Origin of the sequence: Pseudomonas oryzihabitans, assembly GCF_001518815.1 — a bacterium.
GTDB lineage: Bacteria > Pseudomonadota > Gammaproteobacteria > Pseudomonadales > Pseudomonadaceae > Chryseomonas > Chryseomonas oryzihabitans_E.
Genome location: NZ_CP013987.1, coordinates 1,131,782 through 1,144,693, shown reverse-complemented (window position 1 = coordinate 1,144,693; position 12,912 = coordinate 1,131,782). Strand labels below are relative to the sequence as shown.

Below are 12,912 nucleotides of genomic sequence, written 5' to 3'. Positions count from 1 at the left end.
GTCATGAGCGCTCCCGCCCTGCCGCCCTCGCCCGCCCCGCAGCCGCCCAGTGCCGCCAGCACGCGCCTGGCGCCCCTGGCCGGAGGCGTCTTCGCCCTGTTTCTGGCGATCGGCCTCGGCTCCTGCGCCTGGGCGCTGCTGACCGACCGGCTCTCGCTCTGGCCGGAGCAGGTGGATCGGCATGCCCTGCTCGAAGGTGAGATCACCCACCACATCGCCAAGGAGCTGGCCAAGGCACCGCTGCCGGAAGCAGCCGCCCGCCTGGAACGGGGCGCCAGCTGGTTACTGCTTGGCGATACCGGTCCGCGGGTACGCCAGGGCTGTCCCGACTGGCTATTTCTCGCCGAGGAGCTCGACGTCCCGCGCCAGGCTGCCGCCAATGCCCGGGCCCGCGCCCAGACGGTGATCGAGTTGCGGCAACAGCTGGCCGCCCGGCACATCCAGCTGCTGGTCGCGGTGGTTCCGGACAAGAGCCGTATCGCCGCCGATCAGCTCTGCGGGCTGCGCCGGCCAGCCGCCTTCGCCAGTCGCATCGCCGACTGGACGCGGATGCTCAGCGCGGCGCGGGTGCCGGTGCTCGACCTCACTGCGGTGCTCGCCCCCCTGGGCAGTAATGCCTTCCTGCGTACCGACACCCACTGGAACGAAACCGGTGCCGAGGCCGCCGCCCGCGCCCTGGCTGCCTACCTCCAGGCCTTGCCCTTCCAGGCCACCCCGGCGCGGGAGTTCAGCCGCACGGCGCAGCCGCCAACGACCCGCCCTGGCGACCTGGTCCGCCTGGCCGGCCTGGACTGGCTGCCTCCGCGCCTGCAACCCACCCCCGAGCAGCCGAGCCTGACCCAGGTCGACAGCCGCGTGCCCCCCAGTGCCAGCGACGACCTCTTCGGCGATGGCGACCTGCCCAATGTCGCGGTGATCGGTACCTCCTTCTCGCGCAACTCCAACTTCCTGCCCTTCCTGGAGCAGGCCCTGGGCGCCAGCGTCGGGCGCTTCGCCAAGGACGGCGGCCACTTCGCCGGTGCGGCGCGGGACTACTTTGCCAGCCCCGCCTTCCGACAAACCCCGCCACAGTTATTGGTCTGGGAAATTCCCGAGCGCGATTTACAATCCCCGGGCCCCGAGGCGTTACGTCTCGATCCGCGTCCTTGAGGCAACCAAAGGCTTTTCCTACGGGTCTGAGGACGCAGCCCTTAGCCCCCAGGAAGCCTTTCGATGACGGAACTGTTCGCCGGCCTCACCCAGTGGATCACCCATCACAATGAGTGGCTCGGCGTTGCCATCTTCGTCGTAGCCTTTCTCGAATGCCTGGCCCTGGCCGGTCTGGTGGTGCCTGGCACGGTGGTGCTGTTCGCCATTTCCATCGCCGCCGGCAACGGCGCCATGAACCTCCTCGATACCCTTCTGCTCGGCTTCCTGGGTGGCATCCTCGGCGATGCCGTGTCGTATTTCCTCGGCCGCCATTTCCACGAGCGCATTCGCCGCCTGCCGGGCCTGCGCACCCATCCCGAATGGATCAGCCGCGCGGAGGACTTCATCCACAAGTACGGCGTGGCCAGTCTGCTGGTCGGCCGCTTCATCGGCCCCTTGCGCCCGCTGCTGCCGCTGATCGCCGGCATGCTCGACATGCCCTTGGTGAAGTTCGCCGCCGTCAGCCTGGTGGCAGCGGCTGGCTGGTCGATCGCCGCACTGGGACCAGGCTGGGTAGCCGGGGCAGCCTTGCGCCTGCCGCTACCCGAGGGGTTCTGGTATCAGGCGGGCGTCGTGGCGGGCGGGATCGTCCTGCTGGCGAGCGTCATCGCCCATGGCGCCTGGCGCGAGCGGGCCGGCACCACCCTGCTCAGTGGCGCCCTCTGCCTGGCCGGCCTGCTGGCGCTGCTGTTTGGCTGGCATCATCTGCGCGCCTTCGACGAAGGCCTGATGGCGCTGGTCCAGGCGCATCGCGAGAACTGGCTCAACCTGGTCGCCGTGGTCGTCACCCGCATGGGCGACTTTCGCACCCAGCTGATCGTCGCGGCAGTGCTCACCCTGGTGCTGGCCGGCTTCCGCCAGTGGCGTCCGCTGCTGTTCGCCGTGGGTACCACCCTGGGTACCGCCCTCGCCAATGGCCAGCTGAAGAATCTGCTGGCCCGCGCCCGGCCGGACGTGCTCGCCGAGCCGCTCACCACCTACAGTCTGCCCAGCGGCCACAGCTCGGCCTCCTTCGCCTTCTTCCTGACCCTCGGCATCCTGGTCGGGCGTCGCTACGGCCCACGCGGGCGCCTCGCCTGGCTGGTGATCGCTGCGCTACCGGCGGTGCTCATCGCCCTGAGCCGCGTCTATCTGGGGGTACACTGGCCCACCGATGTCCTCGCCGGCGCCCTGCTCGCCGGCGGCTTCTGCGGCCTGAGTCTCGCCCTGCTGCAGAAGACCGGCGGCAATCGTCTGGAGCCGATCCCGACCCGGACCTGGCTGGTGCTGCTGCCGCTGATCCTGCTGATCTTCGCCTTCGCCGCCGGCTGGGCCCTGCCGGAAGCCGTAGAGCGCTACACGCCGCGGCTGTAAGGCAGACGCGAACTAAAAAAACTCGTCGCGGTCCTGCAGTTCCGGTGCGATTGTGGTCAGAACGCCTGGAACTGCAGAAGTGGCTGGGGAGACATAACCGATGGCAGCGCAGATTGCCGACTGGAACGAACTGGATTTTCTCGCCGGCGGCGGTGACATGGGCGCCCGGCTGCGCACCCACGATTGGTCGGACTCGCCGCTGGGCCCGCCGTCCCAGTGGCCGCAGTCCCTCCGATCCGCCCTCAGTATCTGTCTGAATTCCAGCTTTCCCACGGCCATCTACTGGGGCCCTGACCTGCTGCTGCTCTACAACGACGCCTGGTCACCGATCCCCGCCGAGCGCCATCCCTGGGCCCTGGGGCGTCCCGCCCAGGAGGTCTGGCAGGACATCTGGCCGGTGGTCGGTCCTCAGTTCGAGCAGGTGCTGACCACCGGCCAGGGCTTTTCCGTCTTCGATCAGCTGCTGCCGATGGTGCGCCAGGGCGTGGTCACCGAGACCTACTGGAACTACAGCTTCACGCCCATCCGCGGCGAGGGCGGTGAGATCGCCGGGCTGTTCAACCAGGGGCACGAGACCACCCAGCGTATCCTCGAAGAACGACGCCGCGCCGCCGACGCCGCACGCCAGCGGCGGATGTTCGAGCAGGCGCCTGGCTTCGTCGCCATCGTGCGCGGCCCGGATCACGTCTTCGACTTCGTCAATGTCGCCTTCCGCCGGTTGTTCGACGACCGTCCCTGTGAAGGCCTCAAAGTACGCGACGTCTTTCCCGAATTGCAGAATCAGGGCTACTTCGAGTGGCTCGAACAGGTGTACCGGAGTGGCCGCCGCTTCGTCGCCGAACATATGCCGATGCGCCTGGAGACCGAAGGCGAGCCGGTTCGTACCCTCTATCTCGACTTCATCTACGAGCCCCTGACCGACGAAGCCGGCCAGGTGATCGGCATCTTCTGCCAGGGGCAGGACGTCACCGAAGCCCATCTGGCCCGCGCCGCCCTCGAAGCCAGCGAGCGACGTTTTCGCACCGCCCTGGAAATCGAGACGGTGGGCGCCCTCTGCTTCGACGCCGAAGGCCATCTCATCGATGCCAACGATGCCTTCCTGCGCATGAGCGGTCACGCTCGTCAGGACCTCCTGGCTGGGCATATCCGCTGGCCGGCGCCAACCCTGAGCCAGGCTGGCGATCAGCTGCCGCCCGACGAACGCAGCTACCGGCGGCGTGACGGCTCCGTCGGCTGGGCCCTGGTGGCGGCCAAGCGCCTGCCCGATGGCAGCGCCTTCGAATTCGTCGTCGACATCAGCGACCGCAAGCAGGCCGAAGCCGAGTTGCGCGAAGAAACCCGTACCCTGGAAGCCCTCAAACGCATCGATACGGAGCTGGCCAGCCAGCTGGATCTGGCGTACCTGGTGCAGACGGTGACCGATGCCGGGGTAGAGCTGACCGGGGCGCGCCTTGGCGCCTACCTCAATCAGCAGCATGAGGAAAACAGCGGGCATCTGCAGCGCCTCACCCTGTCTGGCGCCGAGCGTGCCGCTTTCGAACACCAGGGCGATCCGGATGCCACCGCCCTGTTCGCCCCACCCTTGGGCGGCGAAGGCGTGATTCGCGTCGACGACGTGGCCAGCGATTCGCACCCGTCCCGCTCCGAACCGCATCAGGGCCTGCTGGTCGGGCCCCTGTCAGTACGCAGCTACCTGGCCGTCTCGGTGGTCGCCCGCAACGGAACGGTGCTGGGTGGACTCTTCTTCGGACATCCCGAACCGGGTCGCTTCAACCTCCGTCACGAACGGCTGATGGCCGCGCTGGCCGCCCGCGCCGCCCTCGCCATCGAGCAGGCTCAACTGTTCCAGGCGGTACGCACCGCCAACGAAACGCTCGAACAGCGGGTCGTCGAACGCACCGCCGAATTGACCCAGGCGCAGCAGGCCCTGCACCAGGCGCAGAAGATGGAAGCCATCGGCCAGTTGACCGGCGGCATCGCCCACGACTTCAACAATCTGCTGGCCGGCATCATCGGCAGTCTGGAATTGATCGAGCGCCGCCTGCAGCAGAATCGCACCGATCAGCTCGACCGGCTGCTTGGCGGCGCCCAGGCCTACGCTGCGCGCGCCGCCTCCCTGACCCAGCGGCTGCTGGCCTTTTCCCGCCGGCAGACGCTGGAACCCAAGCCCACCGACGTGAACGAGCTGATGCTGGCCATGGAAGAACTGATCCGCCGCAGCGTCGGCCCGGCGATCGAGGTCCAGGCACAGCCCGCGGAGCCGTTGTGGCTCACAGTGATCGATGCGGTGCAGCTGGAAAGCGCCCTGTTGAATCTGGCGATCAACGCCCGTGACGCCATGCCCCAAGGCGGCCAGCTGCTACTGTCCACGGCGAATCTGCCCGAGGCAGCCGCTGACCGGCCGGAAGGGCTGCCCACGGGCGATTACGTGAGGGTCAAGGTAAGCGATACCGGTACCGGCATCGCGCCGGAGATCCGGGAGCGGATCTTCGATCCCTTCTTCACCACCAAGCCGCCAGGCCAGGGCACCGGACTGGGGCTGTCCATGGTGCACGGCTTCGTGCACCAATCGGGCGGGCAGATCCAGGTAGACAGCACGACGGGCGTGGGTACCTGCATTTCGCTCTATCTGCCGCGGGCGCCAGAAGGTGACGCCAGCAGGTCCTGATTAGCGCCGGGTGGCGCCGAGCAGCCGGTCTTACAGGCCGGCGCCGTGGGGCGTAGTACCGCCTTTCATCTGCGACTGCAGGTAGTTCTGCAGACCGATCTTGTCGATCAGCCCCAGCTGCTGCTCCAGCCAGTAGGCATGGTCTTCCTCGGTATCTTCCAGCTGGACCACCAGGATCTCGCGAGTGACGAAGTCCTTGTGCTGGTTGCACAGGGCCACGCCCTGGGCCAGGGCTTCGCGCACCTCGTACTCCAGGGCAAGATCGGCACGCAGCATCTCGGGCACGGTCTGGCCCACGGTGATGGCGTTGGGACGCATGTCCGGCGTGCCTTCGAGGAAGAGGATGCGGCGCAGCAGGGCATCGGCGTGCTGGGTTTCCTCTTCCATCTCGTGGCCGATCCGCTCGTACAGCCGCATCAGGCCCCAGTCCTCGTACATCCGCGAATGGATGAAGTACTGGTCGCGCGCCGCCAGCTCGCCACGCAGCAGCTGGTTGAGGTAGTTGATGACGTCCGGATGGCCTTGCATGAAAAGAGTCCTGTGCTGTTCAGTGCCCAGTTTAGCGCGCTGGCGCCTGGGAGGCGCCGTTCATCGCCCGACCACTGGGGCCGTTCGTCTCATCGCAGCGCTAATCGTTCTGCTTCACGATCAGCTTAGCCAAGGCGGTGGCGGCTCTTCGCGCACGCTCGGCTCGTCCTGTTCGCGACGCGCCGCCTGCCGGCGCTCTTCGTCACGCCGCGCCGCCTCGATCTCGCGCATCACCGCATGGACGTCAGCCTGGTCTTCACGCTCGGCGAATTCGCCAGTCAGGCGCGTGTTGGCGAACAACTCGCCCTTCTCGAACAGGGCCCACATCTCCGGCGCATAGCGGGTGGTGCGCAACTCAGGGGCGAAGCGACCGAAGTACAGCGCCATGTTCTCCACGTCCCGCGCCAGAAGACGGAAGGCGTGGTTGTTGCCAGCGGCATCCACCGCCTGGGGCAGGTCGATGATGACCGGGCCATCCTCGGCCAGCAGCACGTTGAATTCGGACAGGTCGCCGTGGACCAGCCCGGCGCAGAGCATGCGCACGATCTGGCCAATCATCAGGTCGTGATAGCGCAGCGCTTCCTCGGCGGTGAGGGTCACGTCGTTGAGACGGGGCGCGGCCTCGCCATTACCGTCGGTGACCAGGTCCATCAGCAGCACGCCATCGAGGAAGTCGTGGGGCTTGGGTACCCGGACCCCGGCATCGGCCAGGCGATAGAGCGCCGTCACCTCGGCGTTCTGCCAATTGTCCTCGCGCTCGCGGCGACCGAACTTGGAGCCCTTGGCCATGGCGCGATTTTCCCGGCTGCCACGCACCTTGCGCCCCTCCTGGTATTCGGCGGCCTGACGGAAGCTGCGCTTGTCAGCCTCCTTGTAGACCTTGGCGCAGCGCACCTGGCTGCCGCAGCGCACCACGTAGACCGCCGCCTCCTTGCCACTCATCAGGGGCCGTATCACCTCATCGACCAAGCCGTCCTCGATCAGCGGCTCGATGCGTTTGGGAGTTTTCATCGCCGGTTCCAGCTCCTTCTTGTCGGTCGTCACAGGGGGACGTGTGAGGCAAGTTTCAAGCCAGACGCCGAGAAAGGGAAGTCGGCGTCGCCCCTGAGCGTGCGACTCATCGAAGCGGACAAGATTCCTCGGCCGTGACCGGCTGCGCCTTCAACCGGAGAAAAACGCGAGAAAACAGCGCCATTCGTCCTGGGCGACGGCCAGTTCCACCGGGGCGAAACGCACCTCGTGGTGGGCCGGGCACTGGGCCAGGCGCGCCAGGTCCAGGGGATGGATGAAGCCCAGCAGTGGATAACCGCCCATGGTCTGGCGATCGGCCATGAGCACGATGGGCTGGCCATCGGGTGGCACCTGGATGGCACCGGTCACCACCCCCAGCGACCACTGGCGGCGTGGTGGCGCCAGGGGCGTGCGTCCGGCCAGGCGAATGCCCATGCGGTCGGACTGCGGGCTGATCTGCCACGGTTGATCGCAGAGCGCCTGCTGCGCCGCCGGACCGAAGGCCTCGGCGTCACCGCCAAAGATCACCCTCAACGTTGGCACCTCGCGATAGTCCGGCACGAAGCGCGCCGCCGGCCCACAACCGCGCGCATGCAGTTCGGTCACGGCAGCGCAGGCCAGCTGCTGCCTCGCCACCAGCGCGGCGCCATTGCCATCCGGACCGCCCAGGCCTTCGCGTCTGTTGCTGGCCATGCTGCCTAGGGTCGCAGGCACCTGGAAGCCTCCGCCGGCCGCAGCCAGGTAGGCACGCTGCCCGGCCTGGGCGAATCCCAGCCGCAGGCGCATGCCGGCTCTTACTGGAAAACACGACCAGGGCGGCAGGGGCTCACCCTCCAGGCGGGCTTCCAGAGGCGCGCCGGTCAGCGCCAGCCAGGTGTCGGTCTCGATCTCGAATTCGGCACCGCCCAGAGCGATCTCCAGCAGCGGCGCCGTCATCGGATTATCCACCAGGCGATTGGCCCAACGCGCGGCATGACCGTCCATGGGCCCTGAGGGGGCCACGCCCAGATGCTGCCAGCCCTGGCGTCCGAGATCCTGCAGCAGGGTCAGGGGACCGGGCTTGATGACCTTGAGACCGCTCATGGCTGACCTCCTTGGGCGCGAAAGGCGGCTTCGTCGACCGGCACGAAGCGCACCCGGTCTCCTGGCGTCAGGAGGCACGGCGGCTCGGCCCGGGCATCGAAGACGGTCCACAGGCAACGGCCGATGAGATTCCAGCCCCCGGGCGAAGCCTGGGGATAGACGGCAGTCTGGCGTTCGGCGATGGCCAGGCTGCCGGCGGGTACGGCGGTACGGGGCGTACTGCGCCGGGGCAGGGCAAGGCGCTCGTCCAGCTCACCGAGAAAGGCGAAACCAGGCATGAAGCCGATGGCGCCTACCTGATAGTCACGACCACAGTGCCGGGCGATGACCTCGGCCTCGCTCAGGCCGCAGCGCTCAGCCACCTCGGCGAGGTCCGGGCCGGCATAGAGGGTCGGCACCTCGTGCAGGCGCCCGCCCTCGCCCGCCTGCGCAGCGCCCGGCCAGTCGGCCAGCAAGGGTTCGAGGCCGGCCTGTACCTCGGCCAAGGTCAGCTGCAGGGGATCGTAGTGCACCAGCAGACTGGTCCAGCCCGCTACCAGATCGGTCACCGCCGCGCCGAAGCGCTGGCGAATCCGCTCGCCCAGGCGCGCGATGCGCGAGGGCAGTTCGGTATCGGGGTGCTCGGCCAGTTCGAGCAGCAGCGCCGCGACGCCAAAGGGCTTGAAGGTGATCATAGGGCGTCCAGCGCCGCGCGCAGCCGACGCAGCACTACCAGGGACTCGGCATTGTCGCCATGCACGCAGAGGCTGTCAGCCTGCAGCCGCATGGGTTGGCCGTCGAAACCGGGGAAGTCCTCACCGCGGGCGATGGCGATGGCCTGGGCCAGGATGCGCTCGGGGTCATGGTGAACGGCGCCAACCTGGCCACGTGGCGCCAGGGAGCCGTCGGCCAGATAGGCGCGGTCGGCGAAGGCCTCCAGCAGCAGTGGTACGCCAGCGACTTCCGCCAGCCGATGCTCGCGGGCGTTGTCGGCCTTGGCCAGCACCATCAGCGGCAGTCCCTGGCGATAACGGGCGCAGGCGGAGAGTGCGGCGGTCAGCAGGGCATCATCCTTGACTAGGGCGTTATAGAGGGCGCCATGGGGCTTTACGTACTCGACGCGTACGCCTGCGGCGCGGCAGAAGGCGTCCAGGGCGCCGATCTGGTAGAGGATCATGGCTTCCACCTCGGCCGGGGTGCAGGCCATGGGCCGGCGCCCGAAGCCCACCAGGTCGGGATAGGCCGGATGGGCACCGATCTGCACGCCATTGGTCACCGCCAGGGTGACGGCGCGCTGCATGATCAGGGGATCGGCGGCATGGAAGCCGCAAGCCAGATTGGCCTGGTCGACCAGGGGAATGGCATGGGCATCGTCGCCCATGGACCAGGCACCGTAGCTTTCACCGGAATCGCAATTGAGCAGCAGGCGAGCGGGCATGACAGGATCCTCTGAGGAAGAGCTTCGAGTGTCGGAAAGACGGGGCGCCGCTGTCCAACAAAAGATTCCAGGCGCTGGCGATAAGAAGGCGTTGAAACACCCGGGCTAGACCAGCACCGGCAAGGCGCGCTCCGGACCCAGGCGCGTACACCAGTCGGCCACTACCGTCTGGCTCAACGCCACCACCGCCTCGCTCAGCGCCAGGCCGGCACCGCCGTGCCAGCTGGCCTGGACATCGAAGGGCGGCGGTCCGGCCAGCGGCACAGGCATCAGGCTGCCACGGGCCAACTCCTCTATCACCAGTGCCGGCGGCAGGGCGCCGATGCCGAAGCCCTCGCCCATCAGCTTGATGATGGCCGCCACCGAATTGATGCAGCAGACCCGCGGTTCGGCGATGCCCTCGCGCTGCAGCAGGCCGAGGATGTCCTGGTGTGGCCTGGAATGGCGGGAAAAGGTGATCAGCCGCTCGCCGGCCAGCTCGGCCAGATTGGCATAGGGCCGCGCCAGATGGCTGTCGGTGGCGACCAGCCAGCGCACCGGATAGCTGGCCAGGTGCAGGTTGCGAATGCCTTCGGCGCGCAATAGATCGGTCTGGAAGATCAGGTCGAGCTGTCCCCGCGCCAGCTGCTCGGCCAGATTCAGCGCGGTGTCGGCGGTCAGCTCCAGCTCGATGGCCGGATAGCTCTGGGTGACCGCGGCGATCAGCTGGTCCAGCCAGCTGTGGATCACGGTATCCATGACGCCGATGCGCAGGCGGCCCTCCAGGGTCTGGCCATGCCCCAGGGCCTCGTGCAGCTCACGCTGGGTCGCCAGCATCCGCTCGGCGTAGCCCAGCACCCGATGCCCCTCGGCGGTCAGACTCACGCCGCGGGAGTCGCGCAGGAACAGTTGCACGCCCAGTTCGCTTTCCAGCACGGCGATGCGACTGGAGATGGCGGCCTGGGTGGTGGAGAGCTTTTCTGCCGTCAGTCGGAAACTGCCCAGGCGGGCGACCCAGACGAAGGTATCGAGAAAGCGCAGGTTCATGGGGACCTCGACAAGGCTATCCCGTCACTTTACCCCCACCAGCGGGCTTGTCTGCCCCGCTTTTCCCTATCGGCGGCGAACAGTTTTATTTGCTGGACGCCAGCTCCACCGACGGCAAAAGATGCCAGCCGGCGCCACGCCAAATGACGTCCGACAACAATAACGAGCCGTGCCACGGGCACTGCCTGGATCAGCCGAAGCCGCCTGCGGCTTCCTACCGTCCGCCGCACCGTCTGCCCGGAGCGCGGTGGATCCGCTGGAGACATCCACCTATGCAAACCACCGTCAACCTCTGGCCGCTGCTGGGCGTGCTGGTCATCGTGGTCGGCTTCGTGCTGAGGTTCAATCCGCTATTGGTCGTCGCCCTGGCCGCCGTGGCCACCGGCCTGGCCGCCCAGTTCAGCCCCGAGGCGCTGCTTGCGGCCATTGGCACCGGCTTCATCAAGGCGCGGGCCCTGCCGCTGATCATCCTGCTACCCCTGGCGGTGATCGGCCTGCTCGAACGCCACGGCCTGCGCCTGCACGCGCAGAACTGGATCGCCCGCTTTCGCAACGCCACCGTCGGCCGCCTGCTGATCTTCTACCTGTTCGTCCGCGAGACCACCGCCGCCCTGGGCCTGACCAGCCTCGGCGGCCATCCGCAGATGGTCCGGCCGCTACTCGCGCCCATGGCCGAAGGCACCGCGGAGAAACGCCATGGCCGCCTGCCCGAAGCCCTGCGCCAGCGCCTGCTGGCCTTTTGCGCGGCCACCGACAACGTCGGGCTGTTCTTTGGCGAAGACATCTTCGTCGCCTTTGGCGCCATCGCCCTGATGCACACCTTCCTGCTGGGTGCCGGCCTCGATGTCGAACCCCTGCACATCGCCCTCTGGGGCATTCCCACGGCCCTCTGCGCCTTTTTCATCCACGCCCTGCGCCTGCACCGCTTCGACCGCCAGCTCTATCGCGAGCTGACCGCGGCCAAGGAGGTGCAGCCATGATCCTGTCGATCCAATACCTGTTCTGGCTGGCCGGCGCCATCCTGGCCCTGACCGCGGTCATGACCATGGCCGACCGCCACCACCCCAAGCGCTGGACCAGTGGCCTGTTCTGGGGCCTGTTCAGCCTGGTCTTCCTGGTCGGCGATCGCCTGCCACCGGCCTGGGTCGGCGCCGGCGTGCTGCTGATGGCGGTGCTGGCCGGCTGCGGTGCGGTGGGTAGCGGACACCACGAGAGCCGTCCCGAGCGGGAGACGCGCGCCAGCGCCGGGCGGCTGGGCAATCGCCTGTTCATTCCAGCCCTGGCCATTCCCGTGGTGACGGTGATCGGCAGCGTGCTGCTCAAGGACGTGCAGATTGCCGGCCTGCCGCTGCTCGACCCGAAGAACGTCACCTTCGTCTCCCTGGGTCTGGGCGCCCTGGCGGCCCTGGCGCTGGCCTGCTGGCTGACCCGTGACACTCCGATCCAGGCGATGCGCGAGTCGCGCCGCCTGACCGACGCCCTGGGCTGGTCGCTGGTGCTGCCCCAGGCCCTGGCCATGCTCGGTCTGGTATTCACCGATGCCGGCGTCGGCAAGGCGGTGGCGCACCTGGCCACTGCCTATGTGGCCCTCGACCTGCGCCTGGTGGCGGTGGTGGTCTATGTAGTGGGCATGGCCGCCTTCACCGTCATCATGGGCAACGGCTTCGCCGCCTTCCCGGTGATGACCGGCGGCATCGGGGTGCCGGTGCTGGTGGGTGTCTACCACGCCGATCCGGCGGTGATGGCCGCCATCGGCATGTTCTCCGGCTACTGCGGCACCCTGATGACGCCCATGGCGGCCAACTTCAACATCGTCCCGGCCGCCCTGCTGGAACTCGATGACAAGAACGCCGTGATCAAGGCCCAGATCCCCACGGCACTGGCGGTGCTGGCCTGCAACGTGGTGCTGCTCTATCTGCTGATGTGAGGTATCCCATGACCCTGCTGCTCACCGGCTTCGCCCCCTTTGGCGGCGAGGATCTCAACCCCTCCTGGGAGGCCGTGCGCCGGCTTGATGGAGAACGCCTCGGCGACCTGACCGTAGTGGCGGCTCAGCTGCCGACCGAATTCGGCACTGCGCTAAAGATGCTGGATGACCTGCTCGACCGCCATCGTCCCACCCTGGTGGTAGCGGTCGGCCAGGCTGGCGGGCGGGCCGAGCTGTCGCTGGAACGCATCGCCATCAATGTCGACGATGCCCGCATCCCTGACAACGCCGGGCACCAGCCCATCGACGAACCAGTGGTGGCCGGCGGTCCGGCCGCCTACTTCAGTACCCTGCCGATCAAGGCCATGGTCCATGCCCTGCGCGCCGCCGGCATTCCCGCGGCGGTGTCCCAGACCGCAGGCACCTTCGTCTGCAACCATGTCTTCTACGGCCTGCAGCATCGGTTGCAGGGCACCGGAGTGCGCGGCGGCTTCATCCATATCCCCTATCTGCCGGCCCAGGCCGCCGCCCAGCCCGGGGCGCCGTCCATGGCCCTGGAGACCCTGGTCGCCGGGCTGCGCCTGGCGCTGACCTGCGCGGCGACCACTGGCGAGGACCTGCGCGAGGGCGGCGGGCAGCTGGACTAGCGTCAGCCTGGCATTCAGGCGGAGGACCGGCCGCACCGGCTGGCTTACAATGCCTCCTCCGCCG

Annotated in this window: 12 protein-coding genes; 6 read left to right on the top strand and 6 right to left on the bottom strand. The window is 67.9% G+C overall.

The window, feature by feature from the left end:
* Positions 1 to 3 precede the first annotated feature (3 nt).
* The 3 genes from APT59_RS05190 to APT59_RS05180 all read left to right on the top strand — a co-directional run bounded on the left by APT59_RS05190 (position 4) and on the right by APT59_RS05180 (position 5,209).
* A complete protein-coding gene (locus APT59_RS05190; RefSeq protein ID WP_059313878.1) occupies positions 4 to 1,149 on the top strand; it encodes an alginate O-acetyltransferase AlgX-related protein in 1,146 nt (381 codons plus the stop codon).
* A gap of 63 nt (positions 1,150 to 1,212) precedes the next feature.
* Positions 1,213 to 2,541 (top strand): bifunctional DedA family/phosphatase PAP2 family protein, encoded by a 1,329-nt coding sequence (locus APT59_RS05185; RefSeq protein WP_059313877.1) that lies wholly within the window; start codon positions 1,213 to 1,215, stop codon positions 2,539 to 2,541.
* A gap of 100 nt (positions 2,542 to 2,641) precedes the next feature.
* Positions 2,642 to 5,209: an ATP-binding protein gene (locus tag APT59_RS05180; RefSeq protein WP_059313876.1), complete on the top strand. Its 2,568-nt coding sequence runs from the start codon at positions 2,642 to 2,644 to the stop codon at positions 5,207 to 5,209.
* Positions 5,210 to 5,239: 30 nt separating this feature from the next.
* Here APT59_RS05180 and bfr read toward each other — a convergent pair whose 3' ends face one another.
* The 6 genes from bfr to APT59_RS05150 form a co-directional block, all read right to left on the bottom strand.
* Positions 5,240 to 5,737 (bottom strand): bacterioferritin, encoded by a 498-nt coding sequence (bfr, locus tag APT59_RS05175; RefSeq protein ID WP_007159675.1) that lies wholly within the window; start codon positions 5,735 to 5,737, stop codon positions 5,240 to 5,242.
* A gap of 120 nt (positions 5,738 to 5,857) precedes the next feature.
* Entirely contained in the window at positions 5,858 to 6,748 is an 891-nt protein-coding gene (locus APT59_RS05170; protein ID WP_059313875.1) for a PA4780 family RIO1-like protein kinase, read from the bottom strand.
* 150 nt (positions 6,749 to 6,898) lie between these two features.
* Entirely contained in the window at positions 6,899 to 7,831 is a 933-nt protein-coding gene (locus APT59_RS05165; protein ID WP_059313874.1) for a biotin-dependent carboxyltransferase family protein, read from the bottom strand.
* Positions 7,828 to 8,505: a 5-oxoprolinase subunit PxpB gene (pxpB, locus tag APT59_RS05160; RefSeq protein WP_059313873.1), complete on the bottom strand. Its 678-nt coding sequence runs from the start codon at positions 8,503 to 8,505 to the stop codon at positions 7,828 to 7,830. The genes APT59_RS05165 and pxpB overlap by 4 nt, the downstream gene beginning before the upstream one ends.
* Positions 8,502 to 9,248, bottom strand: coding sequence for a 5-oxoprolinase subunit PxpA (locus tag APT59_RS05155; protein ID WP_059313872.1), 747 nt, complete (start codon positions 9,246 to 9,248; stop codon positions 8,502 to 8,504). Before APT59_RS05155 ends, pxpB begins: the two co-directional genes overlap by 4 nt.
* Before the next feature lie 105 nt (positions 9,249 to 9,353).
* On the bottom strand, positions 9,354 to 10,274 hold the full coding sequence (locus APT59_RS05150; RefSeq protein WP_059313871.1) for a LysR family transcriptional regulator: 921 nt from the start codon (positions 10,272 to 10,274) through the stop codon (positions 9,354 to 9,356).
* Positions 10,275 to 10,546: 272 nt separating this feature from the next.
* Here APT59_RS05150 and APT59_RS05145 point away from each other — a divergent pair, with 272 nt between their 5' ends.
* From APT59_RS05145 to pcp, 3 genes are read left to right on the top strand one after another with little or no spacing between them, the layout of a single operon-like run.
* Positions 10,547 to 11,254 carry a DUF969 domain-containing protein gene (locus APT59_RS05145; RefSeq protein WP_059313870.1) on the top strand — a complete coding sequence of 236 codons (708 nt, stop codon included), beginning with the start codon at positions 10,547 to 10,549 and terminating at the stop codon, positions 11,252 to 11,254.
* The gene (locus tag APT59_RS05140; RefSeq protein WP_059313869.1) at positions 11,251 to 12,201 is read left to right on the top strand and encodes a DUF979 domain-containing protein; all 951 of its coding nucleotides are present in this window, start codon (positions 11,251 to 11,253) and stop codon (positions 12,199 to 12,201) included. The genes APT59_RS05145 and APT59_RS05140 overlap by 4 nt, the downstream gene beginning before the upstream one ends.
* Positions 12,202 to 12,209: 8 nt before the next feature.
* Positions 12,210 to 12,848 (top strand): pyroglutamyl-peptidase I, encoded by a 639-nt coding sequence (pcp, locus tag APT59_RS05135; RefSeq protein WP_059313868.1) that lies wholly within the window; start codon positions 12,210 to 12,212, stop codon positions 12,846 to 12,848.
* The last annotated feature ends 64 nt before the right edge of the window (positions 12,849 to 12,912 follow it).